The 24,596-nt window shown below is 61.2% G+C and carries 19 protein-coding genes and 2 pseudogenes; 8 read left to right on the forward strand and 13 right to left on the reverse strand.

Annotated elements, in window-relative coordinates; genetic code table 11:
* Positions 1–75 precede the first annotated feature (75 nt).
* The 3 genes from ACVMDN_RS23130 to ACVMDN_RS23140 all read right to left on the reverse strand — a co-directional run bounded on the left by ACVMDN_RS23130 (position 76) and on the right by ACVMDN_RS23140 (position 2,970).
* Positions 76–945: an MlaD family protein gene (locus ACVMDN_RS23130; RefSeq protein WP_028341638.1), complete on the reverse strand. Its 870-nt coding sequence runs from the start codon at positions 943–945 to the stop codon at positions 76–78.
* Between the two features lie 118 nt (positions 946–1,063).
* A complete protein-coding gene (locus tag ACVMDN_RS23135; RefSeq protein WP_028338275.1) occupies positions 1,064–1,834 on the reverse strand; it encodes an ABC transporter ATP-binding protein in 771 nt (256 codons plus the stop codon).
* 2 nt (positions 1,835–1,836) lie between these two features.
* Positions 1,837–2,970, reverse strand: coding sequence for an MlaE family lipid ABC transporter permease subunit (locus ACVMDN_RS23140; RefSeq protein ID WP_168855022.1), 1,134 nt, complete (start codon positions 2,968–2,970; stop codon positions 1,837–1,839).
* Positions 2,971–3,111: 141 nt separating this feature from the next.
* Between ACVMDN_RS23140 and dgcA the strand changes: the two genes are divergently transcribed.
* Entirely contained in the window at positions 3,112–4,113 is a 1,002-nt protein-coding gene (gene dgcA / locus ACVMDN_RS23145) for an N-acetyl-D-Glu racemase DgcA (protein ID WP_456834958.1), read from the forward strand.
* Here the strand turns inward: dgcA and ACVMDN_RS23150 are convergent.
* The gene (locus ACVMDN_RS23150; protein ID WP_456834957.1) at positions 4,110–5,282 is read right to left on the reverse strand and encodes an MFS transporter; all 1,173 of its coding nucleotides are present in this window, start codon (positions 5,280–5,282) and stop codon (positions 4,110–4,112) included. The genes dgcA and ACVMDN_RS23150 overlap by 4 nt on opposite strands.
* Before the next feature lie 75 nt (positions 5,283–5,357).
* Here ACVMDN_RS23150 and ACVMDN_RS23155 point away from each other — a divergent pair, with 75 nt between their 5' ends.
* From ACVMDN_RS23155 to ACVMDN_RS23170, 4 genes and pseudogenes are all read left to right on the forward strand, one after another.
* Complete coding sequence (locus tag ACVMDN_RS23155) at positions 5,358–6,620, forward strand: hypothetical protein (RefSeq protein WP_456834956.1); 1,263 nt, start codon at positions 5,358–5,360, stop codon at positions 6,618–6,620.
* A gap of 691 nt (positions 6,621–7,311) precedes the next feature.
* Positions 7,312–7,760: pseudogene (locus tag ACVMDN_RS23160) on the forward strand (Hsp20 family protein).
* Positions 7,761–7,842: 82 nt separating this feature from the next.
* On the forward strand, positions 7,843–8,340 hold the full coding sequence (locus ACVMDN_RS23165; RefSeq protein ID WP_200844452.1) for an Hsp20/alpha crystallin family protein: 498 nt from the start codon (positions 7,843–7,845) through the stop codon (positions 8,338–8,340).
* A 95-nt stretch (positions 8,341–8,435) separates the two neighbouring features.
* Entirely contained in the window at positions 8,436–8,969 is a 534-nt protein-coding gene (locus tag ACVMDN_RS23170; protein WP_456834955.1) for a hypothetical protein, read from the forward strand.
* A gap of 892 nt (positions 8,970–9,861) precedes the next feature.
* Here the strand turns inward: ACVMDN_RS23170 and ACVMDN_RS23175 are convergent.
* The 4 genes from ACVMDN_RS23175 to thiD form a co-directional block, all read right to left on the reverse strand.
* Positions 9,862–10,851: a threonine/serine dehydratase gene (locus ACVMDN_RS23175; protein ID WP_456834954.1), complete on the reverse strand. Its 990-nt coding sequence runs from the start codon at positions 10,849–10,851 to the stop codon at positions 9,862–9,864.
* Positions 10,852–10,908: 57 nt separating this feature from the next.
* Complete coding sequence (locus tag ACVMDN_RS23180; protein ID WP_456834953.1) at positions 10,909–12,000, reverse strand: glycosyltransferase family 4 protein; 1,092 nt, start codon at positions 11,998–12,000, stop codon at positions 10,909–10,911.
* On the reverse strand, positions 11,997–12,809 hold the full coding sequence (locus ACVMDN_RS23185) for a UDP-2,3-diacylglucosamine diphosphatase (protein ID WP_026193024.1): 813 nt from the start codon (positions 12,807–12,809) through the stop codon (positions 11,997–11,999). The genes ACVMDN_RS23180 and ACVMDN_RS23185 overlap by 4 nt, the downstream gene beginning before the upstream one ends.
* A 303-nt stretch (positions 12,810–13,112) precedes the next feature.
* Positions 13,113–13,910 (reverse strand): bifunctional hydroxymethylpyrimidine kinase/phosphomethylpyrimidine kinase, encoded by a 798-nt coding sequence (gene thiD, locus ACVMDN_RS23190; RefSeq protein ID WP_456834952.1) that lies wholly within the window; start codon positions 13,908–13,910, stop codon positions 13,113–13,115.
* Between the two features lie 194 nt (positions 13,911–14,104).
* On the opposite strand from thiD, the gene ACVMDN_RS23195 reads away from it, so the two are divergent.
* Positions 14,105–14,350: an Lrp/AsnC ligand binding domain-containing protein gene (locus ACVMDN_RS23195; RefSeq protein WP_016845986.1), complete on the forward strand. Its 246-nt coding sequence runs from the start codon at positions 14,105–14,107 to the stop codon at positions 14,348–14,350.
* 121 nt (positions 14,351–14,471) lie between these two features.
* Here the strand turns inward: ACVMDN_RS23195 and ACVMDN_RS23200 are convergent, their stop codons facing one another.
* On the reverse strand, positions 14,472–15,407 hold the full coding sequence (locus tag ACVMDN_RS23200; RefSeq protein ID WP_456834951.1) for a c-type cytochrome: 936 nt from the start codon (positions 15,405–15,407) through the stop codon (positions 14,472–14,474).
* A gap of 165 nt (positions 15,408–15,572) precedes the next feature.
* Between ACVMDN_RS23200 and ACVMDN_RS23205 the strand changes: the two genes are divergently transcribed.
* Positions 15,573–15,995 (forward strand): CHRD domain-containing protein, encoded by a 423-nt coding sequence (locus tag ACVMDN_RS23205; protein ID WP_456834950.1) that lies wholly within the window; start codon positions 15,573–15,575, stop codon positions 15,993–15,995.
* A 166-nt stretch (positions 15,996–16,161) separates the two neighbouring features.
* Here the strand turns inward: ACVMDN_RS23205 and ACVMDN_RS23210 are convergent, their stop codons facing one another.
* The 3 genes and pseudogenes from ACVMDN_RS23210 to ACVMDN_RS23220 form a co-directional block, all read right to left on the reverse strand.
* On the reverse strand, positions 16,162–18,594 hold the full coding sequence (locus ACVMDN_RS23210; protein WP_456834949.1) for a M10 family metallopeptidase C-terminal domain-containing protein: 2,433 nt from the start codon (positions 18,592–18,594) through the stop codon (positions 16,162–16,164).
* 45 nt (positions 18,595–18,639) lie between these two features.
* Positions 18,640–19,794: pseudogene (locus tag ACVMDN_RS23215) on the reverse strand (IS3 family transposase).
* Positions 19,795–20,940: 1,146 nt separating this feature from the next.
* Positions 20,941–21,135: a hypothetical protein gene (locus ACVMDN_RS23220; protein WP_176936988.1), complete on the reverse strand. Its 195-nt coding sequence runs from the start codon at positions 21,133–21,135 to the stop codon at positions 20,941–20,943.
* 421 nt (positions 21,136–21,556) lie between these two features.
* On the opposite strand from ACVMDN_RS23220, the gene ACVMDN_RS23225 reads away from it, so the two are divergent.
* Positions 21,557–22,066, forward strand: coding sequence for a WbuC family cupin fold metalloprotein (locus tag ACVMDN_RS23225; protein ID WP_456834948.1), 510 nt, complete (start codon positions 21,557–21,559; stop codon positions 22,064–22,066).
* A 1,980-nt stretch (positions 22,067–24,046) separates the two neighbouring features.
* On the opposite strand, the gene ACVMDN_RS23230 is transcribed toward ACVMDN_RS23225, so the two are convergent.
* Entirely contained in the window at positions 24,047–24,493 is a 447-nt protein-coding gene (locus ACVMDN_RS23230) for a c-type cytochrome (RefSeq protein ID WP_456834947.1), read from the reverse strand.
* Between the last annotated feature and the right edge of the window lie 103 nt (positions 24,494–24,596).

Genomic DNA, 24,596 nt, shown 5'->3' on the forward strand with positions numbered 1-24,596 from the left:
CCGGGTTCGGTCCTACGGACCGCCCCGGAATGACTGTGCGACCAGAGTGCAGCGAACCTGTTCGCCATTCGCCCTTTATTGCCGCCGCCGCGGCCCGGGCGCGGTCGCCGGAGCCGGCGCGGGCTCGGGTGCGGCGTTGTTGCTGCCGCCGAAGATCACCCGGCTCGGGTTGCGGTCGAAATTGTTCACGGCGCGGCTGATGTCGGACAGCGTCCTGCGGCCGTCGTTGATCAGGAGATTGGATCGCTTGTCGAGATCCTCGGCGAGTTCGCGGATCGACTTCACCATCAGGTTCAGCTCGCTGCCATTGTTGCCGCCCGCGATCGCATTGAGGCCCAGCATCAGGCTGTCGGCCTTGCCCATCACGCCGTCGACCTTGAGCATGACGTTGTCGATCTTCTCGGAATTGCGCGCTAAGGCCTGGGTGAAGACCTCGAGATTCTTCAGTGAATTCTTCACCGACTGCTGATTGTCGGCGACGATGCGGTTGACGTTTTGCAGGGTGGCGCGGATCGCCTCGGTGACGTCCTGCAGCGCATTCGGGTCGGCGGTCAGAACCGGGATGCCATCCTCGTCCAGCGGCACCGGCGGGGCGGCCTCCTCGCCGCCCTTGAGCGAAATCGCGGCGACGCCGGTGAGGCCCTGGAACTCGAGACCGACCAGGGTGTCCTTGCGGAGCGGTGCGTTGTTCTCGATCATCGCCAGCGCAACCACGCGTCGCGGGTTGTCGAGCTTCACCGAAACCACTTCCCCTATCCGAATACCGTTAAAATTGACGTTGCCGCCGTTGCGCAGGCCTGACGCGGGCCCTTCGAAGATCACCCGCAGGGGGCTGCGCTGCTTGGTCGTGTGGAGGCTCTGGAACCACAGCACGAAGCCGAATGCGGCGGCGATCACCGCCAGCGTGAAAGCCCCGATCAAGACGTAGTTCGCCCGCGTTTCCATCAATTACTCGCGTTAATCACTCTTGGGCCCTCGCGCAGCCGGCTGCGCTCGAGCCCATCGAATTCCTGTTGGCGCATGATCTCGTCCGAAAATCGGCTCCAGGTTTCGGGATCATGGGCTAGGCCACAACGGCACGGGCGCGCTTGCCGTTGAAATATTGCTGCAGCCATGGATGCTGCGACGCCTTCATGTCGGCGATCGATCCTGCAGCAATGATCTTACCGTTCCCTAAAACGGCGATACGGTCGCACGCGGTGTAAAGACTGTCGAGATCGTGGGTTACCATGAAAACGGTCAGCCCCAAAGTGCGTTGCAGGGTGCGCACCAGCTCGTCAAACTCGCCGGCGCCGATCGGATCGAGACCCGAGGTCGGCTCGTCGAGAAACACGAGCTCGGGATCGAGCGCGAGTGCCCGCGCCAGCGCGACGCGCTTGATCATGCCGCCCGACAATTCCGACGGATAACGATCGGCGACTTCCGGCTTCAGCCCGACCATCACGAGTTTCGCCACCATGATCTCGTCGAGCAGCCGCTGCGAGACGCGCAGATACTCGCGCGCCGGAAACTGGATGTTCTGGCGCACCGTGAGCGAGGAGAACAGCGCGCCCTGCTGGAACAGGATACCCCAGCGCCGTTCGACGGCGCGGCGCTGCGAGGTGCTCGCGGCGTCGAGATCGACACCGAACACTTCGATCCGGCCGGCGACCTTCGGCACGAGCCCGATGATGGTGCGCGTCAGCACCGACTTGCCGGCGCCCGAGGGCCCGACGAAGCCGAGGATCTCGCCGCGCCTGACGTCGAGGTTGAGGCCGTCGAGCACCCGCGTGTTGCCGAATTGGACGGTAATGTCGCGGACCCGGATGATGGCGTCGTTGTCCTCTTCCGCCATGATCACATCCCGATCGAGGCGAAGAAGATCGCGAACACGCCGTCCATCACGATCACGAAGAAGATCCCTTTCACCACCGATGCGGTGGTGTGCTGTCCGAGCGACTCCGCCGAACCCTGCACCGCCAGGCCTTCGACGCAGGCGACGATACCGATCACCGCCGCCATGACCGGCGCCTTGACCATGCCGACGATGAAATGGTCGATCGATATGGCATCACGAAGGCGGAGCAGGAAGGCCTCCGGATCGACGCCGCCATAGAGCCAGGCCACCAGGCCGCCGCCATAGAGCGCGGCCATCGCGCCGAGGAAGGCCAGGATCGGCAGCGCCAGCACCAGCGCCAGCATGCGCGGCAGGATCAAGACCTCGATCGGATCGAAGCCCATGGTGCGCAGCGCGTCGATCTCCTCGCGCATCTTCATCGAGCCGAGCTCGGCGGTATAGGCCGAGCCTGAACGGCCCGCGACCATGATCGCGACCAGCAGCACGCCGATCTCGCGCAGCACCAAGACGCCCAGCATGTCGACGACGAAGATGTCGGCGCCGAACCTGCGGAAATGGAAGATGCCCTGCTGCGAGATGATGCAGCCGATCAGGAAGGTGATCAGCACCACGATCGGCACCGCGCGCCAGCACACCTGCTCGAGGTGATGCACCGTCGAGGTCAGGCGGAAGCTGCGCGGATGGATCAGCACGTTCCCGGCGGCCGCCAGCACCGCGCCGAGCATGTCGACGAGGCCGATGATGGTGCCGCCGATCCCGGCCACGGTGCGCCCGATCTGCTCGAGCATGCCTGAGATCGACAGCCGGTCGCTGACGACCCCGGGCGCGGGGCCGACGCGGCGGACCTCGTCGACCAGGCTGGAATAATTGGCCGACAGGCCCGCGATCTCGGCTTCGGCGGTGGCGTCGCTCAGGCTGCGGCGCAGCCGCTCGATCAGCCAGGCGCCGAAGGTGTCGAGGCTCGCGACCTGCGACACGTCGATGAAGATGTGCGGCCGGCTGCCGCGCAGCTTCTCCGCATCGGAGACGATCCGCTCAAGCGCAGGAGCAAAGCGGGCCGTCCAGTTGCCTGCCGCGCACAACGCCAGTCCTTCGCCTTGGGCTATCCGCTCCAGTGTCGGGTCGCCGCTCACCTCTAACCCACCCCTCAAGCCGGCTGGCTGCCGCTAACGCTGATCTCCGGCGCTGCCGGATCGGCTTGTCGAATCTGTCGCTAAACAGCCATAGTTGGTTGCGCGTCGCAAGCTACGGTTCAGGAAATAGTAGACTTTAAAATGACTTCCACCCCTCCCGGAGCGATTTCCCTGAGCAGTCGGATCGAGCGCTGGCCGATCGCGGGGACCTTCACGATCAGCCGCGGCACCAAGACCGAGGCTGTCGTCGTGGTGGCCGAGGTGAGCCAGGGCGGCCTCACCGGCCGCGGCGAATGCGTACCCTACCCGCGCTATGGCGAAACGCCCGAGGCGACGCTGCAGGCGATCCAGGCCCTACAGGCGCCACTCGCCAATGGCATGGACCGGATCGCCTTGCAGGCCGGGATGGCTGCCGGCGCCGCCCGCAATGCGCTGGATTGCGCGCTGGCGGACCTGGAGGCCAAACGCGCCGGCAAACGGATCTGGAACCTGCTCGGCCGGCCCGCACCGGAACCGCGCACCACCGCCTATACGATCTCGCTCGGGACGCCAGAGGCGATGGCGGAAGCCACCGCGAAGGCCGCGCATCGCGCGCTGCTCAAGATCAAGCTCGGTGGCGATGGCGACGCCGCGCGGATCGCCGCCGTACGCAAGGCGGCGCCGGCAGCCGAACTCATCGTCGATGCCAATGAAGCATGGACCGAGGACAACCTTGCCGCCAATCTCGCGGCCTGCGCCGATGCCCGCGTCACCCTGATCGAGCAGCCGCTGCCGGCGGGCAAGGACGAGGCGTTGGCGCGGATTAGGCGGCCGGTTGCGGTCTGCGCCGACGAGAGCGTGCACGACCGCGGCTCGCTTGCCGGCCTGCGCGGCCGATATGACGCCGTCAACATCAAGCTCGACAAGACCGGCGGACTGACCGAAGCGCTGGCGATGGCGGATGCCGCCCGCGCGCTCGGCTTCGAGATCATGATCGGCTGCATGGTCGCGACCTCGCTCGCGATGGCACCGGCGATGCTGATCGCGCAAGCCGCGCGCTTCGTCGATCTCGACGGTCCGCTGCTGCTGGCGAAGGACCGCGACCACGGCCTGCGCTACGAGGGCAGCCTGGTCTATCCGCCCGACGCGGCGCTCTGGGGCTAATCGGTGAGACGCTTACGCGCCAGCCACATCACGAGCCCGCCCGTGGCCGCCATTGCCGCCATCATGTCGTAGACGCCGAGCCCGAAGCGCGCATAGACCATGCCGCTGACGATCGCCGTGGTGCTCGCGACAATGCCGCCGCAGGCGGTGAGATAGCCCTGCGCGCGCGCCATCACGTGAACCGGCACGTGATGCACCATCAGGCCCATGATGCCGACCTGGGTCAGGCCGAAGCTCAGTCCATGTCCGAGCTGCACAACTGCAAGCACCGCAAGCGGCGGGTCCTGCGCGGTGATCGCCCAGCGCGCCGCGGCACTGGCGGCCGCGATCATCACCAGCACAGCCGACGGCAGCGTGAAGCGCGGCGAGGCCGCAAACAGCACGATCTCGGCGATCACGCCGAGCACCCAGAGACAAGCGATCGTCAGGCCGCTGAAGCCGGCCTGCTGCCAGGCAATCGATGCGAAGATGTAATAGGCGCCGTGGCTGCCCTGGATCAGCGCCGAGGATACGATGATGGGGAGGAAGGTGGGATTACGCAGCAGTTTTGGCGCGCCGGCCGCAGGTGTGGCGGCTGCCCCTGGGCGGCCCAGCGGCCGCAGCGTCAGCCCGACCAGCGCGCCGAGCGCCGTCACGGCCGTGATGATCCAGATCAGGTCGACCTCGGCGACATAGCGGAGCAGGAAGCCGCTCAGCAGCGCGCAGACCGCGAAGGCGGCCGAGCCCCAGAGCCGCAGCGGTCCGTAGCTGAGGCCGAATTGCCTGACGCCGCGCAGCGCATAGGCGTCGGTGAGCGGCACCATCGGGGTCCAGACGCAGCAGGTCAGCGCATAGATCACCAGCAGCACGAACGACTGATGCTGGGTGCCGATCACGGCAAAGCCGAACGCCGTGGCGAATCCGGTGGCGATGATCGCCCCGCGCAGCATCTGACGCCGCTCCGCCGCCGCGGTGACCAGCGGCAGCACGGTGAAGCGCGTCACCGGCGGCACCGCGGTGATGATGCCGATCCAGGTGGCGTCGATGCCGACCGCCTTCAGCCACACCGTGAAAAACGGCAGATGAACCCCGGTCATGCCGAACAGCGTGGCATAGAATGCCGCTAGGCTGCGCGCGAATCGCCGCGATGCAATCCTTGCTGCAATGGGGATTTGTGATTCGGAAGACATCAATTCAATTGCGATTCGCGCGATATCGTGGTGATCGTTAGCGTAACGCGCAGTGATTTGCGCGGAGAGATTGTGATGGCCGAAGAAGCATTCGCCCTGTCGCCGATATCCGCCCGCGCGGCCCTGCCGAGCGAGGAGGACTATGCCGCGATCAGCGCGGCCTTCATGGAGACCTCGCGGGGCCGCTGGTTCCTCGGCGAATACGCCAAGCGCAACCGCAATGCCGATACCCGCATGGTGCTCGATGCCGTGGCGCGGATCGAGGAAAGCCTCAGCGCGCAGCGGCAAGCCGCCGCGGCGGCGATCAGGGACGAGCAGCTGGCGCAGGCGCTGGCCGCCCTGCGCGGCGCGATCGAGGCCGCCCAGGCCTCCGCTATCGCCGCGCTCGACGGCATCAGCTTCGAGCAGAATCTCGCGCCGGTGCGCAAGGGCGTGCGGGTGATCAGGGAGATCTCCTGGCGGCTGCGCGAGATCGGCAATGACGGCCGGATCTGCGACATCATCGATTCGCAGGTCAGCGCGATCGAGGCCGGTGCTGCCGAGGTCTCGATGGACGACGCCAAGGCCGTGCTGGATGCCGCTTTCGCTGCGCTGGCCCGCCGCCTCAGCGAGTTCGATCCGGACAAGGCGGCGACGCCTGCGGCCGAGCCAGATGTGGCCGAGGCGCCGGTTGCGGAGCCGCCGGCAGCCGCCCCTGCACCGCCACCGGTGGCCACGGCCGCTACGCCGCCAGCGCCGCCTCAGGAGGCCGCTGCGGCGCCGATCGTCGAAGCCGCGATTCCCGCCGCTGTGCCCGGCACTGAGGCCGCTACGGCCGTGATGCCGCAGCCGAGCGAAGCATGGCTCAAGGCTGAAGCCGCGCTGGCCGAAGCCGAAGCCGCGGAACTCGCCCGCGTCGCCGACGAAGCGACGGCCGACGCCCACGACGAAGCGGTGCTCGACCTGATTGCGATGGAGATGGGCGCGCCCGATCCGATCGACGAAGAGGCGATCGCCGAGGAAATGCGCGCCGCCGAGGAGATGCGCGTCGCTGAGGCGATGGCGGCCGAGCCCGAAATGGTTGCGCCGGCCATTCAGCCTGAGCCTGCACCGGCGCCCGCGCCGAAGGTCAAGGTCGAGCCCGCACCGGTCGCTGTAGCGGCGGTTGCCGAAGCGGCAGCACCCGTGCCGCCGCCTCTCCCGCCCGTCGTTGAAGCGGCCCCTGCTGCAGCGGCGGTTTCGCTCGGCTCGACCATCATCGCCAGCGGCCTCCTGAAAAGGCCGAGCGTCGCGGCCAACGATCCACTCGCGCCGATCCGTCGCATGAGCCAGGCCGAGAAGATCGCGTTCTTCTCGTAAGGCGGTGGCGTTCGTCCCTCACATAGCGCAGAGCCATCGCATACGCACTTGCGACCTTCTGCAGCTCACATGTCTACGTCGTCATGGCCGGGCTTGTCCTAGCCATCCACATCTTCCCTGCGGCACAAGCCCGGGCATGACGAGCTATGGAATGTGAGCAGATGGGCAATGCGAGGGCCTGCCGTCGCAGGGGCGCTTTGCCAAAATATCGAAAAAACAACCCCATGCAAAGTAACCGGCGGCCGCGCGCTCGAATACTGGATCCCCGCGGAGGACTTGCCGGCGTTCAATGCTGTGATTGTCGGTCCAATCGAGATCATCAGCCGCTTCCCTTGAGTCCACGGCTGGCGCGAACGACGCTTGCAACAAGCAGTTCGACGAATTGAAGCGGCTTTAGTGAACTCGCTCGCGTCCCGACAAAACCGAAATCGTCAACTCACAAGAGGAACTTGGGGCAAACTGCACGAACTCAGTTCTGGTGCGGGTCAAAATAGCCGAGCTAAGCCAATCCAAAAAAATTTTGCTGGCGCCCTTGAAACTGATTGCCGCTTTTCTAATTGGATTTCTGCCGCTTACGGCGGTGCCGGGCGCCAGGTCGGGCTCGGCAGAGCGAACAGGGCGCCGGACAGGTGTCTTGCACCGAATGTCTTGCGCTCCTTCGTACCCATCTTGCTCTCAGGAGGATTTGGCTATGAGGACGTACGATTTCACTCCCCTGTGGCGTTCGAGCATTGGATTCGACCGCCTCTTCGGTCTTCTCGACGAGACCCAGCATCGGTCCGAAGACACTTACCCGCCTTACAATATCGAGCGGCTCGGAGAGGACCGTTACCAGATCTCGGTGGCGCTGGCTGGCTTTAGTCAGGATGAGATTCTGTGACGGCCGAGCAGAACGTCCTGACCGTGGAAGGTCGCAGGGGCGACAAGGACCAGCACGAATACCTCTATCAGGGTATCTCGGCGCGTCCGTTCAAGCGACAGTTCAACCTTGCCGACTACGTGCAAGTAAAGACGGCAACGTTCGACAACGGTCTGCTACGGATCGAGCTCGTGCGCGAAATCCCTGAGGCCATGAAGCCTCGGCGCATTGCCATCGGAAGTGGCGCTCCTGCCGGACAAATCACGCAGAAGGCGGCCTGAGCCCGCTTCATGATGTTGGGTCAAGTTACGCACGGACGATAGCCGTCGGTGCCGTGATCAGCTGCATGTCAAGGAGGATATCATGGGTATTCGGGATCTTGTTCCCTGGACGAAAGGTCAAGAACTCTCAACGGGACGTGAGGCGTTCGATCCGTTTCTCACGCTTCACCGCGAGATGAATCGCCTGTTCGATGACGCCTTCCGCGGCTTCGGCTCATTCGGTCGCGTCAACACTCCGTTGATGGAGGGCCAGTTTAACTGGCCACGCCTAGAACTGAATGAGACCGATAAGGAGGTTACGGTTTCCGCCGAACTCCCAGGTCTCAACGAAAAGGATGTTCGGGTTGAAATCACCAATGGCGTCCTTTCGATCCGGGGCGAGAGGAAAGCCGAACGCAGCGACGATTCAAAGTTCGTCAGCGAGCGGTACTACGGCGCTTTCGAGCGCCAGATTCCGCTAAATGGCGTCGAGGAAGACAAGGCGAAGGCCGACTTCAAGAACGGCGTCCTCACCGTGACGCTGCCGAAGTCTGAGCAGTCAAAGTCGAATGTCAAGCGTATCGCGATCAACAGCAACTGAAGCCAGAAGTCGGCGGCGCATAACCGTCGCCGACCTCTATCCCGGCCTCTATCAACCCCGTCTCTGGACGAAAGGAGAAAGCAGGAGACACTGCCATGAGCCAGGTCAATCGTAACGCCAACATCAATGAACCGCTTTTTCATTCAGTATCCCACTACAATTCACCGGGCGATGTATTGAATGACTCTGGGCTCTCGACGGACGAGAAGCGTGTCATCCTCTCGTCCTGGGCGTCGGATATGTACGTCGTCGAATCCCAACCGGCTCTTCGGGAGGTGCCCGGCATTCCGCACCGGTTGCGCCTTGCCGAGATCCTGGCGGCGCTGAAACGTCTGGACGACGAAAGTGATCCGCCGCCGCGCGCCGGTATGGCCATGCGGACACCTCGTTTCAGCAAGCCTGTATGTGCCGTTTCCGATTCCGAACGACATGCTGCGTCGAGGCGGCACGGCCCGCTGAGGATATCTCGCGCGAATGCTCGGTGGACCCGCGAAGCAAATGTACGGCGGTACCGAAGGCTGTTAGACACTCAACTGACGGACGCCGAACGTAGCTTCATCAAGCGGCGTCTTGTCGAGGAATTAAAAGGGTTGATCGCCTCCAACAGCGAACATCATCATACAAACTGAAGCCCGGAGTCGACAGCGGACGATCGACAAGGCGGCGTGACTTCGACACTGTCCGATGAAAGGCGAGAGAGATGGCGGCAGATCCATTAGCCCAAGCAAAGATAGGCACGGAGGCCCTTGCGCTGTGTATCGCAGGGGTCTTGTGCGAACGCGATCCATCGCTCTTGTCTGGATTGCAGGAGAGTGCGAAGGCGCTTCATCGGATCCTCGATGATCGTGGAGATCATGAGGCGGCAGCAATGGTCAGCGCATTTAGCCGGGCGCTAACTGATCCGGCATTCAAGCGTCCTTCAAACTAAGCATGATCCGGAAAAGTGCGAAGCGGTTTTCCGAAAAGATCACGCTCAAACAAAAGAGCTAAAGCGCGATGATGATTCAACCCAATCTCATCGCGCTCTAGCCAGCCGACTGATCACTTGCGGTCGGCCGTCATCGTGGCTGCCACTGCCAGGATTGAACTGGCAAAGACATTTCCAAACAAAAGAAGCCCAACGACGTTTCGATCTAGGCGCTAACGAGATTCGAACAACAACGCGGATCACCAACGCGCCCTGCCGCTGGCGCGCAAGCCCAATCTGCCGATCGAGCAGCCGTTCAAGCGCGTTCGCCTCGAGGTCAACTCAACGACCGACGGTCGGCAGGCGCCGTGGGAAAGCTCGTCGCTGACTTCTGATTTCTATTTCTTCGGCGATACCGCGGCAGGCACACCAATCAGCCGGACGAGATCAGGTGACGGCCACACCGCCGTCCGTTCAAGTTCATCAAGCTCGCACTTCGGCCGAGTTGGCGGCGGCCATCGTGGCGGCTTCAGGCACTGATCCGTCGTGCAGCGCAACGAAACGGGGCAGAAGCGACCACCGCCCTGCCCGCGCCTCTTCTCAACATGCTGGCGTCAGGCGACGAGTTTCGCGAACAGGTCGGCGTCGACATTGCCGCCCGACAGCACGATGACGACGTTCTTGCCCTTGGCATCGATCCGCCCGGCGAGCAGCGCGGCGAGCCCGACCGCGCCACCGGGCTCGACCACGAGCTTGAGTTCGCGGTAGGCAAAGGCGACGGCAGCGCCGACCTCGTCGTCTGAGGCGCTGACGCCATTCGCGAGCAGCTTGCTGTTGATGGCGAAGGTCAGTTCGCCCGGCATCATCGCCATCAGCGCATCGCAGATGGTGCGCGGCGCAACCGCATGCGCCTCGCGATGGCCGACCTTGAGCGAAAGGGCATGATCGTCATAGCCCGCGGGCTCGGCGACGATCACCTGGGCCTGCGGATATTTCGCCTTCACAGCGGTCGCAACACCCGCGATCAATCCGCCACCTGAAGCCGGCGCGACCACGATGTCGGGCGTCAGTCCGAGCGCGGCCATGTCCTCGGCGATCTCACGGCCGGCGGTCCCCTGGCCCGCGATCACGAAGGGATCGTCGTAGGGGCGCACCAGGGTCGCGCCGCGCCTGCCGGCAATGCCGTTGGCGATCGCTTCGCGGTCGTCGCGATCGCGGTCGTAGAGCACGACTTCGGCGCCGTAGGATTTGGTGCGCTCGCGCTTGGTGATCGGCGAGTCCGCAGGCATCACGATGGTCGCCTGCATGTTGAGGATCTTGGCCGCCGCGGCAACGCCTTGGGCGTGGTTGCCCGAGGAGAACGCGACGACGCCGCCGCTCCGCTTGTCCTGCGGGATCGAGGCGAGCTTGTTGAAGGCGCCGCGAAACTTGAACGATCCGGTCCGCTGCAGCATTTCGGGCTTGAGGAAAACCTGGCTGCCGACGCGTTCGTTGAGAACGGGGAAGGTCAGGAGCGGCGTGCGCACCGCGAACGGCGCGACCACCCTTGCGGCGGCATCGATGTCCGCGACAGCGACGGGTGGATTGAGAACGGTGTCCGTCATTCGCGATTTGTATCGCGGCGGGGCGCAGCCCGGCAAGACGATTTAGCGTGAATTTGTCTAGTGCGAGATCGGCTGGCTGGCCGGCAGGGCCACAAAATGGTGCTCCTCGGCACCGAATTCGAGCGCCTCCCCCTCGCCGTCCGGCGGCGCGGGGCGGACGTTCATGCAGCGATCGATGAACACCTGGGCCGACGCCTGCCAGGTGTGGAGCGCGGCAAAATCGACGCAGGCCTGCCGCGGGATGCTGAGCGCCTCCAGGCAGGCATGGCGCAGATCCTCGTCGAGCACGCCGACCGGCGCCGCGCCGATCACGTCGCGGGGACCGGTGACCGGAAAAGCGGCAACCGGCAGGCCGCTCGCCAATGCTTCAAGCAGCACCAGACCAAACGTATCGGTACGGCTCGGGAAAACGAACACATCGGCCGCGGCGTAGATCTCAGCCAATTCTTCCCCATGACGAGCACCGAGGAACACGGCGTCCGGATATTTCCGCTCCAGCGCCGCCCGCGCCGGGCCGTCGCCGACCACGACCTTGGTTCCCGGCAGATCGAGATCGAGGAAGGCCGCGAGATTCTTCTCCACCGCCACCCGGCCGACGCTGAGATAGACCGGCTGCGGCAGGCAGAGATCGACGTCGCGCGGATGGAACAGTGAGGTATCGACGCCGCGCGACCACAGCACCACGTTGCGGAAGCCGCGCTGACGCAACTCGGCCGCCAGCGCCGGGGTCGCCGCCATCACCGCCCGGCTCGGCCGGTGGAACCAGCGCAATGCGCGCCACACCCAGGCTTCCGGGACAGGCGTCCGCGCCGAGACGTATTCGGGGAAGCGGGTATGGAAGCTCGTCGTGAACGGCAGGCCGCGCTTGCGGCAATAGCGGCGCACCGCAAGCCCGATCGGGCCCTCGGTCGCGATATGGATGCTGTCGGGCCTCGCCGCCTCGATCAGACTTGCGACCTTGGCCCGGTAGGGCAGCGCCAGCTTCAGATCGCGATAGCTCGGCATCGCGAAGGTGCGGAACTCGTCCGGCGTCAGGAAGCTCACCTCGACGCCGAGCGATTTCGCCGCCTGTGCCATCATGGTCAGCGTGCGGACAACCCCGTTGACCTGGGGATGCCACGCATCGGTCGCGACCAGGATATGCGTCATGCAGCGCGTGCCGTCACTCGCGGAACCGGCGCGATCCGGCGCACCGGGTCGGTCCAGGTGATGATCTCGAAATGGCCGTCCTCGTGCTCGGCGAGCGCGGTGCAGCTCTCCACCCAGTCGCCGCAATTCATGTAGCGGATGCCGTGCTCGTCATGAATCGTCGCGTAGTGGATGTGGCCGCAGATCACGCCGTCGCAGCCGTGGCGCCGCGCCTCGCCGGCAAGCGTCGCCTCGAACGCGCCAATATAGTTCACCGCCTTCTTGACCTTCAGCTTGGCCCATTGCGACAGCGACCAGTACGGCACGCCGAACATCTTGCGGAAGAAGTTGACGAAGCGATTCATCTGGATCGCGAAGTCGTAGGCCTTGTCGCCGAGATGGGCGAGCCAGCGCGCGTTCTGCACCACGAGATCGAAAATGTCGCCGTGGATCACGAGGTAGCGCTTGCCGTCGGCGCCGGTGTGAACGGTGTTCTCCACCACGTCGATGCCGCCGAAATGCGTGCCGTAATATTTGCGCAGGAACTCGTCGTGGTTGCCCGGGACGTAGATCACCTTGGCGCCCTTGCGCGCCTTGCGCAGCATCTTCTGCACGAAATCATTATGGGTCTGCGGCCAGTACCAGTTCGACTTCAGCGCCCAGCCGTCGACGATATCACCAACAAGGTAGATCGTGTCGGCATCGTGAGAACGGAGGAAGTCGAGCAGGCGGTCGGCTTGCGAACCGCGGGCTCCGAGATGGACATCGGAGATAAACAAAGTGCGAAAGTGCCGCTCGGGACTTTCTTCACTCAAGGAGTCACTTCCCATGCCTGTGCACCTAACAGATTCCTATGACAAGGCGATGACGATCCCTGCGACCCAAGGCCCCACAAACAGTTAACGAGAATCAGCAGTACGCCGCTTCTCTGCGGATAACAGCAGCGTGCGACAATCTGGCGACATCGGCGGTCGCGGCTGTGGGGAAGAGGCGTTGTGTTGCCTGCACAGCGCGATGGAACAGCGAAGCGATCGAATGCGTAGCCCGGATGGAGCGAAGCGCAATCCGGGGTCCTGCATCCGCGGATGAACTGGTCCCGGATTTAGCTGCGCTCCATCCGGGCTACAAGAGCGTCAGTAATATCCGTGGAAGTGATGCACCGGCCCATGGCCGTGGCCGACGGCGAAGCGATCGGCTTCGGCGATCGCCTGCGTGATCCAGGCCTTGGCGTTGCGCACGGAGGTCTCCATGCTCTCGCCCTTCGCGAGCCCTGCGGCGATTGCCGAGGACAGCGAGCAGCCGGTGCCATGCGTATTGGCGGTCGCAATCCGCGGCGCAGCTAGCGCGATGCTGTGCTCGGCGTCGATCAGATAGTCGATGCTCTCGGCGCCGTGCCCATGGCCGCCCTTGACCAGCACCGCGCGACATCCCATCGCCAGCAATCGCTTGCCTTGTCGCTCGACGTCGGCCTCGCTTGAGGCAACCGGGTCGTTCAAGAGCGCCGCCACTTCCGGCAGGTTCGGCGTGATCAGCGAGGCCAGCGGAAACAGCAGGACCTTCAGCGCATCGACCGCCTCGGCGGCAAGCAGCCGATCACCGGAGGTTGCGACCATCACCGGATCGAGCACGACATGGCGCGGCGCCCAGCGCCTCAGCCCATCGGCGATCGCTGCGATCGTGTCGGCCTGCGCCACCATGCCGATCTTGACCGCGCCGACCTCGAGGTCGGAGAACACCGCATCGATCTGGGCGGCGACGAATGACGCGGGCACCGGATGGATGCCGCTGACCCCCATGGTGTTCTGCGCGGTCAGCGCCGTGATCGCGGAGGCGCCATAGACCCCGAGCGCGGCAAAGCTCTTGAGGTCGGCCTGGATGCCCGCCCCGCCCGAGGAGTCCGAGCCGGCAATGGTGAGCGCGACCGGCGTCATCTTGCAGCGCCAGTGGTTGATACGAATGAGACCATCACGAACAAGACCATGGCCTGTCCTAGCCCGGCCGCCGATCGGCAGCAAGTTCGCCTGACTTACCGCAAGTTGGCCTCACCTTGCCCCCCTGCCTCGCCCCCTTGCCTTGGCCGCCCGTTTTGGGCCTATAGTCGCGGAAATCCCCGGAGACGACTTTGATGGTTCCTTTCTTCGTCCAGATCAAATGCAAGCTCGGCCAGTCCTACACCGTCGCCAACGCACTGGCGGAGGCCGAGATTGCGTCCGAGATCTATTCCACCGCGGGCAACTACGACCTCCTGGTCAAGTTCTACGTCGACCACGACACCGACATCGGCCATTTCATCAACGAAAAGGTTCAGGTGATCCCGGGCATCCAGGACACCCTCACGATCATCACCTTCAAGGCGTTCGGCGCGAAGTAGGACGCGCCCGCGAGAGCATGATGAGATGAGGTCGAGCTTGAACGGCATCGAGAGTTCACCTCTCCTTTGGGAGAGGTGAACCGAAACCGCGGCGAGCCGATTCAACCAAACCCATCCCGCTTTACAACTCCTTCTCCTTCTCCTTCTTCACCGGCTTCGGCGGTCCCTCGACCGGCGGCAGCGACTTGATGTACTCGGCGATCGCGTCGCGGTCCGACGACGACAGTCGCGAGGTGTTGCGGATCACGCGCACCATGGATCCGCCCGCGCTATCGCCGTCCGGCGTCTGGCCGCTCTCGAGGAAATAGGCGATATCCTTCACACTCCAGTCCGAGATCCCCCTCGGCGTGATGTTGGGCACCCAGCCTTCGCCCTCCGGATTCGGACCACCGGCGAAGCGCTGCGCGGTGACGATGCCGCCGAGGACATTGCGCGGGCTGTGGCACTCGGCGCAATGGCCGAAGCTGTTGACGAGATAGGCGCCGCGGTACCAATGCGCCGAGCGGCTTGCATCCGCGATGAACGGCTTGCCGTTCATGAACAGGAATTTCCAGACCCCGACATTGCGCCTGATGTTGAACGGAAACGGCAAATCATGGTCGCGCACCTTGCCGGCGACCGGCGGCAAGGTCTTCAGATAGGCGAACAGGTCGCGCACATCGCTGACCCTGGCGTGCTGATAGGACGGATACGGAAACGCCGGGAAATAGTGCGCGCCCGACGGCGAGGTGCCCTTCATGACCGCGGTGACGAAATCGGCCTCGCTCCAGCGGCCGATGCCGTCGTTCGGGTCGGACGAGATGTTCGGCGCGTAGAAGGTGCCAAATGGCGAGGGGATCGCGAGCCCGCCGCCGAGCTTCGTGCGGTCGTCCTGCTTCGGCACGGCATGGCAGGAGGAACATCCCCCGGCATTGAACGTTGTGAGGCCGTTGGCCAGGTCAGGCTGATAGGCAGGCAGCGCGTCGGCGGCAACGGTCGTGGGGATCGTCAGCCACCAGAACACGCCAAAGCCGATTGCGCCGGCCAGAATCGCCAGGAGGAAAATTCGTCGCAGCATTCACCGATCCGTCATTGGTCGCGTCAGTTCATGGACCAGTATGATGGCAACCAGTCGGACAAGCTCGCATCAAATTTGCCGCACCCACGATCATTTGGGGAATAAATCCGAAAAGCTGCTGTTTGAAGATTGCAACCATCCTGTGACGTCAAAGGGGAGAGAACCATGTCGAACAAGACCTTGCTTGCCACGCTGACGCTCGGCGCCGCCATCGCCCTCGCCGGTCCGGCCTTTGCCGAGAAGTTCACGGCGAAGCTGGACAGCAAGAGCGAAGTGCCGCCGAATTCCAGCGCCGCCACCGGCACCGCCGACATCGACTATGATGCCGCCAGCAAGAAGCTGAGCTGGAAGCTGACCTATTCCGGCCTGTCGGGTCCGGCCACCGCCGCGCATTTCCACGGCCCCGCCGAGGCCGGCAAGAATTCCGGTGTCGCGGTCGCCATCCCGAACGCGACGTCGAGCCCGGTCGAAGGCAGCGCAACATTGACCGACGCGCAGGCCGCCGATCTGCTCGCAGGCAAGTACTATGTCAACGTTCACACCGCGGCCAATCCGGGCGGTGAGATCCGCGGCCAGGTCACGAAATGAGCTAAATCAAACTGATAACTTGAGCTGTCCATCAAGACCAGCGACGGTATTTCTGTTTTATGCGGAGCTTCGTCTCTCAAGAAGGGTTCGCCGAAACGACGACCCCTTCCTTAGATTGCTTAGCGCGTTGTTCCAGACCAGGGATTCGATGAATTTCTGATACGTTTCAAATATGAAACATATCGCCCACGCCAACTCCTCCATGCCTCAAGATGTCGGCACCTGGCTCCTGATCGAAGTTGCCAACGTACCATCCTTGCACATCGACGCCAGCGGCCGCCCAGCTGCCAGCGTACACGAACGAGGAGCCGGTCGACAAAAACATATCTGCTCCAGATACTCCAGGGAGATACCTGAAAATATCGTCCTTTCCATCACCGCTGAAATCACCAACGTACCACTTTCCGCTATTTCCGGCACCAGTCCAACTACCAGCATCGACGAATGAGGAGCCAGTCGACAAGAAGACGTGTGCGCCGGATACTCCCGGCTCGTACCGGAGAATATCCGACTTACCGTCACCATTGAAATCTCCGACGAACCATCCCTCACTACCGTTGCCAGCGGGTGTCCAATCGATCGGATCGGTGAAATTAGTACCGTTTGAGAGCAGCACCTCCGCTCCCGAGACGCCGGCATTGTACCGGAATATGTCATCTTTGCCGTCGCCGTTGAAGTCGCCAACGTACCATTTCCCGTCATTGCCCGCTGGCGTCCAATCGGTCGGATTACCAAACGAGCTGCCATTGGAGAGCAGAACCTCAGCACCGGAGATGCCTGGATCATACCGGAGTACGTCGCTTTTTTCGTCACCGTTAAAATCACCAACGAACCATCCCTCGCTGCCATTACCAGCCGGCGTCCAACTTTTAGTGCTTCCAAAGTTCGCTGAGGCATTTAACTGAACTTCCGCCCCCGACACCCCCGCAGAGTAGGAAAAGATGTCGTCCAAGCCATCGCCATTGAAATCACCGACGTACCAATGACCATCATTGTCGACTGACGTCCACGCGCCGCTGTAGTGAAATTGCGTAGGCTCGACGAATACGCCGTAGGTGCCCGTATTCGAACCAAACGCGCTGGCATCGACGTAGTATAGTCCGGCTGTACTTGGATTGAAGATGATACGAGAATTTAGCCCGGGCCCACTGTCATCATCTGTCGCAACTAAGATCCCTGACGCATCATGAAGATTTAGGAGTGGGTCCAACAAGGTGCCCGTCTCGGTTGCCGTGCCGCTCTCACGGATTGTGTAAGACTGCCCTACGCTTAACGCAGTGCTGAACCAATCATGATCGCCAACGAATTGCGTGCTGCCGGTTAAGAATGCGCTATTCGAGTTTAGGGACGCTTTTGTACTAGGACCACCTATCCCGTCATCCACGATAGTAACGTCGTTAAAAATGAACTCTTCGATGCTATTCAACGTATCAGTCCCTTGGGCATTGCCAGAGACCGCATAGTGGTGATTGTCACCTTCAGTGATCGCGAACTGGCTCAGTGACCCGGCAAAAACGACGGCATCAAATCCGCCGTTTCCCGAAAGTATGTTGTTGATTGTGTTGCCATAGAGCGTGTCGTTTCCGCTTCCGCCTACCGCGTTTTCAATGACCACTCCCGCGGCAATAGCAATGTTGTCAGTGTCGCCGCCAGTGCTCGAAAAATGACCAATATCAGTACTGTTGTTTACTCGTAGATCGATGACTTGGTTTTGCGAATAACTCGAAAAGTCGAAGGTATCAGTACCGCCCGCATCCCATACCGCGAAGACGGCATGCTGATTTGACGATGTGATGCTGTACACGCCTCCGACAGTTGAATTGAATCCGTACACGTCGTCGCCGGCCCGAGTGGAATTATTTGAGCCGTAGAGCCGTTGGATCGCCGCGATGTCATCAAGAGCGGGCGTTTCGTTGTAGACAGAAAATGCCCCCCCTGTATTAACTTCGCTGAAATAACTCATCACCGAGTATTGTCGGGTATCCTCAATGTACGCCGCATTGCTATTGTAGGTAATTGTTTGGCCAGGTCCCGCGTTGTACGCCCCTGGGTGCTCCAACCCGAGCGCATGACCGATCTCGTGGATCATCGATTCCCACTCGTATGTACCTGGGTTGACGGCATCCGCGTTTGCGAAAGCTAGATTGAAGAAGACGTCGCCGTCCGAACTCGTAGCCACCTGGTTGTTTGAACTAGGGTAAAACGCGAACGCTTCGGAGCTATCGTTTGGATCGTTATAATTCCGGAAGAGAATAGTTGCGTTGTTGGTGTTGCCCTGATCGGAAAACGTGATTCCGGAGACACTGGACCAAAATGCCAAAGCTGCTCGCGCGGCCGCCTGCTCTGAAGCCATAAACGCGGAAAACCCACTGACATTGTGGCCAGTAACGGAATAGCCAGCTGCGGACGACGCGAACCCGAACGTAATGGGACCCGTTGCGACTCCAAGTGTGGTGCCCCAGTGATAGTTATCTCGGGTGATCTGGACACCCGCTTGGCTGATCGTCTTGTCAGACGTCGGGTTTGATATGGGATCACCCAGATCAGCCGAGCCAAAACCATCGACTATGAAAAGATCGTCGCTCAAAATATTCTTCATCAGAAGCCCTCATCTTGGCCTGCACCCGGTTTGCATGACACGGGGTTAAGCTAATCCAGCTTTCCGTTCGAACTCCATAGGACTCAGATAATCGATCGTCGAGTGCCTTCGTTCGGGGTTGTAGAAGCGCTCGATGTAGTCGAATACATCCGCTCTTGCTTCGTCGCGTGTCCTGTAGGTCCTGTTGCCGATGCGCTCGGTCTTCAGGGACGAGAAGAAGCTCTCCATTGCGGCATCGTCCCAAACGTTGCCGGATCGGCTCATTGAACAGACGACACCGTGGTCAGTCATCAGCCACTGGAACTGCTCGCTGGTGTACTGGCTGCCGCGATCGGAGTGATGCAGCAGCGCATCCGGCCTGCCGCGTCGCCAGATCGCCATCACCAGCGCATCGGTAACAAGTTAGGCGGTCATCGCGGCACTCATTGACCACCCCACCACCCGCCGCGAGAACAGGTCGATGACGGCAGCCACGTAGAGCCAGCCCTCCGCTGTCCAGACATAGGTGAAGTCGGCGATCCAGCGGCGGTTGGGAGCGGGCTTTGAAGGTGCGGTCAAGCACGTTCGGAGCAGCGGCGGCGGCCTGCCGCTCACCCAAATCGGGCGGCAGCCGACGCCGGCGCGGGCGTGCCTTAAGCCCTTGCTGCCGCATCAATCGTTCGATCCGGTGCAGTCCACATCGTGCACCTTCGGCCAGCACGTCGTGCCACACCTGCCTGGCGCCATAGGTGCGATCACTGGAAAGAAAGCTCATGCGCATCTTCACACTCAGCTCCTCGTCGCTCCGGCTGCGCTCGCTGCGCGGCCGCGTCAGCCATGCATAGAAGCCGCCCCGCGAGACACCAAGCGCTCCGCACAACCACCCCGCCGGCCAGATCCCCCGGTGCTTCGCGATGAAGGCGAACTTCATGTCGATTCCTTCGCGAAGTAGGCCGCGGCTTTTTTTAGGATATCGCGTTCGGCCTTCAGCTTGGCAACCTCTCGCTTGAGCTGCGCGATCTCCTGTTGCTCCGGCTTCATCTGGCCGTGGCCCGGGAATGCATGCTGCGGATCGTCGGCCAGCGCCTTGACCCAGTTGCGCAGCTGCGACACGTGAACGCCCAGGTCTTGCGACGCCTGCGCATAGGAGACGCCGCGCTCCTTGATCAGCCGAACCGCCTCAAGCTTGAACTCGCGCGTGAACTTCCGACGCTTCTCCATGGTCTGCCTCCTGCTCCATAAATACCTTATCGGGGGTCTTCGGAACCGGGTGCAGGCCATCTCTTCAATGTTTAACTGAAACCTTCCTTCGCTTTCTCGGGCTTGCAACGGCTTTTCGCACGCAAGCTCAAGGGGGCACGCTCGATCATTCGAACTGATGCAATAATTCATCGCGCATCAACGTTGTCAGAGTTCGCTACCGGCCCAAACTGCATGGCTATCCGAGGTTCGGTGCTATTGGTCCTTTCCGAAATTCGATATGTCAGTGCCACCAGCACCATACCCAAGAGAAAGTCTGTATCGCTCGTAACGCGGCAACGATAGAGATCCGACCTCTGTGCGTCATACGCCGTTTAGGCTATGATCCAAGAAGACTGAGCTCACCGCTCCGGTCACGAACAAACCTGTGCGACCAGACAGCCGCGTGCTTCACAGACTATGTGGCATCATTCGATCGGACAACTTTGTTCGAGAAAATGCAAGCAGCGGCATGGATGCCGCGCGTGTATCCAAGTCGATAACCCAGCCAGTAACCCAGCCCAACGCCGGCCGCCGCCGGCAAGAATAACTCAACAAACACCTCGGTCGCCCCCTCGTGACCGCAAAATGAAACTTCTCTATATGCACACACCAAGTGTGGAACATTGCCGTCAATAACTTAGGTTATTTCCGCCGTTGGGGGAAGCACAGCGCGCCGGCCAGCCGAGGATTCGAGATTATAGCCCAAATGGGCCACGACAATTGAGCTACCCAAACTCTAATGGATCGAGAGTTGCGGTCGGGTCTTTTTGATGCATTGCATCATTGCAGTTGCCGTTGATGGCCGCTCTGCTAGGCTTGCCTGATTTCAGGAGAGGACGAGGCCGCCGCGGCTAATTCGTCCGTGTCCACGACATTGCAAGAATGAATTGGATCGGTCCGATCTCGATATTGGTTATGATCGCACTTTTAGTAGCGGTCGTAACGGACGCTTACCTGACAAAATGCACACGAAGGACAATATACGTGCCCTTCATTTTGCACGCCCGAGTCATATGACGCCGCGTAGCAGACTCTAACGATGCTGCATGTCACTGCTTGCAGGCTCGCTACCGCGGTCCAACCTGAGCACACGTTTCAATCCGGAAATTCGACTGCTGCTTTTGCTCAAGAAACGCAACCCAACACGATCAACTGTGCCGCTTTTGCAAAGCAGCCGGACGGCACATGGTATTTGGGGTTCCGCCGACTTTTGGCGTTGGAAAAACCACATCGATAATTGTGGCTCTCCACGCGGAAAAAGCCGGTCCAATTGTACGCCGTCACAATGGCGGGTGCGGCATCGGGTGCCTTGACCGCCATGTCGTCGGCGCTAACACGGGCGCGGCGAGTCCGAACATAGCTGCATCGATGCCGCCGCAGAGCTACAATTTCTGTTGTTTCGGCGCGACCATGCGTAAGATTGGCGCAGCCGGGGAGTGAGCCAGCAGCCCAAAACGTCATCCACCCATCGGAGGACAATCTGCTACGCGCAACAATTGCGGGAGCTCCCGCAAATTGGTGAAGAAGGGGATGAACGAGAACGTACGATTGGTCGACGCCGACGAAGTCGAGGCCATTGCGGCCGGCTGGAATCCAACATCGCACACGCCGAGGCCCGAAGCTAAGTCTGGACCTATAGAAAATGGAGCAACGGGCCGGGCATCGCCAGCCAACGCGCGTACGGCAGCGGCGCACATTGTCCGTTCATTGCCGTTAACGACGTAGAGAGGATCTGACATCAATGTTCTCTAACTGGCCGCACACAGTGGGACCGATCCAACTCGTTGGAGGCAGCGCAGGCGATGAACTGCTCGAGGCCGCGACGTCTGCGACACGGCTCCGAACACACATGCTCTTGCACGAGAGCCACGCGGATCGGGTGCAACGGCTCATCATCAGCCTTCAGCGAGGCACATACATTCAACCGCACAGGCATCCCGAGCAATGGGAGCTAATCGTGCCGCTACAAGGCACATTGGCCGTCTATGTGTTTTCCGACGCTGGAGCCATCACGGAGAGGTTCGAGATTGCCGCAGGCAATACGAGAGTAATAGAGATACCGGCAGGCTTTTGGCATACGCTCGCACCTGTCTCCGAACGCGTGCAGATGCTCGAAATAAAACCAGGCCCGTTTCGGCCAGCAGAATTCGCGCCTTGGTTCCCCTCAGAGAGCACAACGATGGCGGCGCTCGCCACGGCATGGCTGGCAGATGCGAAGCAAGGCGATCGATTTGCAGACTTGCCCGACTAATTGGCACATCGGCCTGCGCGGCGCGCTGCGAATGAATATGGTTCTACCCGATAATGATCGTCCACTAGACACAATCAACGCAGTAGCTTCGTATTCCAAATCGGTCGTCCGAAACCGTACGATGTCCAATCTCCAAGCGAAGCTTGAACGATTTGAGCGCCATACTGACGAATCCGAGCTGATCGCGAGCGGGTCGCTGGAAGGGAGTAACGCGAATTATCAAGCGACTGGGTGCTCGCTATAGCGCCTTGGCGAAGAACATGGGGGCCGTGATCGTCAGTGCGCCGGCGGTGGAACCGACCTATGGAATTGAACCATATCCGCGCCCTTGTACAAGGCGTTAGCCCCAGCGCATCAGGCATAAACAGGAACTCCTTTCAGTTCGTGAACGTGCGGGGGCCACTCACTACATGCGACGAGGCATTATTTTTCAGGCCCACCTAGGCAACCTGAAGAGCATTATGCGACGGCCCTCCCAGTCCCTGCCGAGCCTGAAGGCGAAAAAGGAAATCAGGCCGACCTTGGCAAAGCGCCGCCCTGGCGGCAAGGGGGCGATAACAAGCATTCTGCCTTCTTCATCGCTCCTACAACTTGGTGCTGATGCATGACTATCCAGCTCATTCTTGCATTGCGTTCAACGTGATCACTCTCGCGGCGGCGGCAAGATTGAAGAAAATGGTACGTATGCAATCATGCCTGCAAGAACTGGATGAACTTCCGAGCGCACATTATGGTTCCGGCCCAGTACATCTGGTCCATTAGGCCAATATGTTCAATTCCCGAGTGGCTGACCTCCGTTTGGTAGACCTCATCCAAGAAAGTGCTGTGGCTTGCGAGCAGTTACCGACCTTCGAGGAACCGTCACCGTGTGCTTTGTTGCGTAGCGCGAAAGGATGCGACGGGCATGCTTATTCACAAACGAATCTACCCTTGGATGCGTCAACCGATAGCCTAGAATTTTCGCGCACCGGTTTCTATTGTTGGTCAGACGAAACGCCTGTCGAGCGTCGGTCGACGTCCAAAGATCCGCCAATCAGGCATAGTTATCTTCAGCTTCATATTGGATTGCCCGCAGCGCGGAAGACTGGCCTGATAGCGCTCGACTGTCCGATCTTGAGCAGCAATACAAATGCAATGTCTGCGGCAGGGTAGGCGTGGACATCCAACCGAATTTCGAAACTATCGTTCGCGACGCCAAGAAAGCACGAGCTCGCTTCGGTCGTGGCCAGACGACAAACGGCCGGACCATGTTGATCCAAGATGAATAAACTCTGCGTGGATGCGGGAAGCGCCTTGGTGCTTTCCCGTCATACAGCTGTTCGTCACATAAACGCGTTTCATCGAACAAATGACATCTATTTGTTCAATCCAATCGTCTCACACTTCTGATTATCGACAGGCGCCCCTGGGCGTCAGTGGCGGCTGTCTAACGGTCGCGCAGCAGTCGGTTCGTCCAAAAGTCTTGCCGGTTTATTTAGTCACGGCCCGTTCGGCGCGTGACCGCCGCAAGTCTTCGGCAGTGACGCGGCGTAGGAATCTCGATTATGCGAGCGGGTATGTCCTTAGGGCAGAAATCGCGCTGCGGCGAGTACCAGACACGATTGCAAAGTCCGGGCGGCAACATCGATTTCACTCCCGACAAGACCCACAACGCAAACATGCTGCGGCTTCAATCATTGCAGGCCACGATCGACAGTTCTCATGGAAAGGCAGGGCGAGGTTACATTATGGTCTCTCGACCGGAGGAGCCATTAAGATGGTCCACATAGAATGGAGAGCACTAGCCGATCTGTTCGACTTGATCGAGACCAAATCCCGGAAACACAACAGCAACGAGCCGCAGAGGATCAACCTCGACTGCAATAACGCCGTTGCCGCGCTTAGTCTGCCCGACCGTGCCGAGGAGCAGGGGCCGGCGACTAGGTCTAGTACAGATCGCGGCGATTTTTTGAGAATCCTTGGCATCAAAGCAAATGACAATCAACTCCTCTTGAGGCGATAGGTCTCGTGGCAGCCGCCGCACTGCTTGAACAGCGGCGGCATTTCCGCCTTCAGCGTGTCGAGGTCCTTGACCTTGCCTTTGGTATCGGCGACGGCCTTAGCGTAGCTCGCGATGTGCTGCTCGAAGCCGGCCTTGTCTTCCCAGATCTTCGGCGCGGCGGAATAGTCGCCATCCGGCTTAAGGCCCTTGCTGCTTTCCGGGAACAGCGTCGGCAGCTTCTTGGCAGTATCTTCGAACTTCACCAATGCAGCATCGACCGCTGCCTGGTCATAGGGCTTCTCGCCCTTGATCATTGCCGCTATCGCGCCCGCGTTCTTGCCGGTTTCCTTCATCTGGGCCTGGGTCTGCTTGACCTGATTCTGGTCGGCCACGACAGCACCAGCACTCAACGCAAGCATTGCAGCAACGACGACAATCCGCTTCATCGGCTAAACCCCTCAATTCCGCTCTGTCCCGATCCGCGATCTGCGGCCGGCCTGGTTTGCAAAACACCGCAGGCCGAATCTTCATTCCGCCTGCGACAATTTA

The sequence above is a fragment of the Bradyrhizobium sp. USDA 4510 genome (genome assembly GCF_054059095.1).

Coding starts and splice junctions, on each gene's coding strand:
- ACVMDN_RS23130 (WP_028341638.1), bottom strand. CDS start 945: ATGGAAACGCGGGCGAACTACGTCTTGATCGGGGCTTTCACGCTGGCG.
- ACVMDN_RS23135 (WP_028338275.1), bottom strand. CDS start 1,834: ATGGCGGAAGAGGACAACGACGCCATCATCCGGGTCCGCGACATTACC.
- dgcA (WP_456834958.1), top strand. CDS start 3,112: ATGACTTCCACCCCTCCCGGAGCGATTTCCCTGAGCAGTCGGATCGAG.
- ACVMDN_RS23150 (WP_456834957.1), bottom strand. CDS start 5,282: ATGTCTTCCGAATCACAAATCCCCATTGCAGCAAGGATTGCATCGCGG.
- ACVMDN_RS23155 (WP_456834956.1), top strand. CDS start 5,358: ATGGCCGAAGAAGCATTCGCCCTGTCGCCGATATCCGCCCGCGCGGCC.
- ACVMDN_RS23165 (WP_200844452.1), top strand. CDS start 7,843: ATGGGTATTCGGGATCTTGTTCCCTGGACGAAAGGTCAAGAACTCTCA.
- ACVMDN_RS23170 (WP_456834955.1), top strand. CDS start 8,436: ATGAGCCAGGTCAATCGTAACGCCAACATCAATGAACCGCTTTTTCAT.
- ACVMDN_RS23175 (WP_456834954.1), bottom strand. CDS start 10,851: ATGACGGACACCGTTCTCAATCCACCCGTCGCTGTCGCGGACATCGAT.
- ACVMDN_RS23180 (WP_456834953.1), bottom strand. CDS start 12,000: ATGACGCATATCCTGGTCGCGACCGATGCGTGGCATCCCCAGGTCAAC.
- ACVMDN_RS23185 (WP_026193024.1), bottom strand. CDS start 12,809: ATGGGAAGTGACTCCTTGAGTGAAGAAAGTCCCGAGCGGCACTTTCGC.
- thiD (WP_456834952.1), bottom strand. CDS start 13,910: ATGACGCCGGTCGCGCTCACCATTGCCGGCTCGGACTCCTCGGGCGGG.
- ACVMDN_RS23195 (WP_016845986.1), top strand. CDS start 14,105: ATGGTTCCTTTCTTCGTCCAGATCAAATGCAAGCTCGGCCAGTCCTAC.
- ACVMDN_RS23200 (WP_456834951.1), bottom strand. CDS start 15,407: ATGCTGCGACGAATTTTCCTCCTGGCGATTCTGGCCGGCGCAATCGGC.
- ACVMDN_RS23205 (WP_456834950.1), top strand. CDS start 15,573: ATGTCGAACAAGACCTTGCTTGCCACGCTGACGCTCGGCGCCGCCATC.
- ACVMDN_RS23210 (WP_456834949.1), bottom strand. CDS start 18,594: ATGAAGAATATTTTGAGCGACGATCTTTTCATAGTCGATGGTTTTGGC.
- ACVMDN_RS23220 (WP_176936988.1), bottom strand. CDS start 21,135: ATGGCGGTCAAGGCACCCGATGCCGCACCCGCCATTGTGACGGCGTAC.
- ACVMDN_RS23225 (WP_456834948.1), top strand. CDS start 21,557: ATGTTCTCTAACTGGCCGCACACAGTGGGACCGATCCAACTCGTTGGA.
- ACVMDN_RS23230 (WP_456834947.1), bottom strand. CDS start 24,493: ATGAAGCGGATTGTCGTCGTTGCTGCAATGCTTGCGTTGAGTGCTGGT.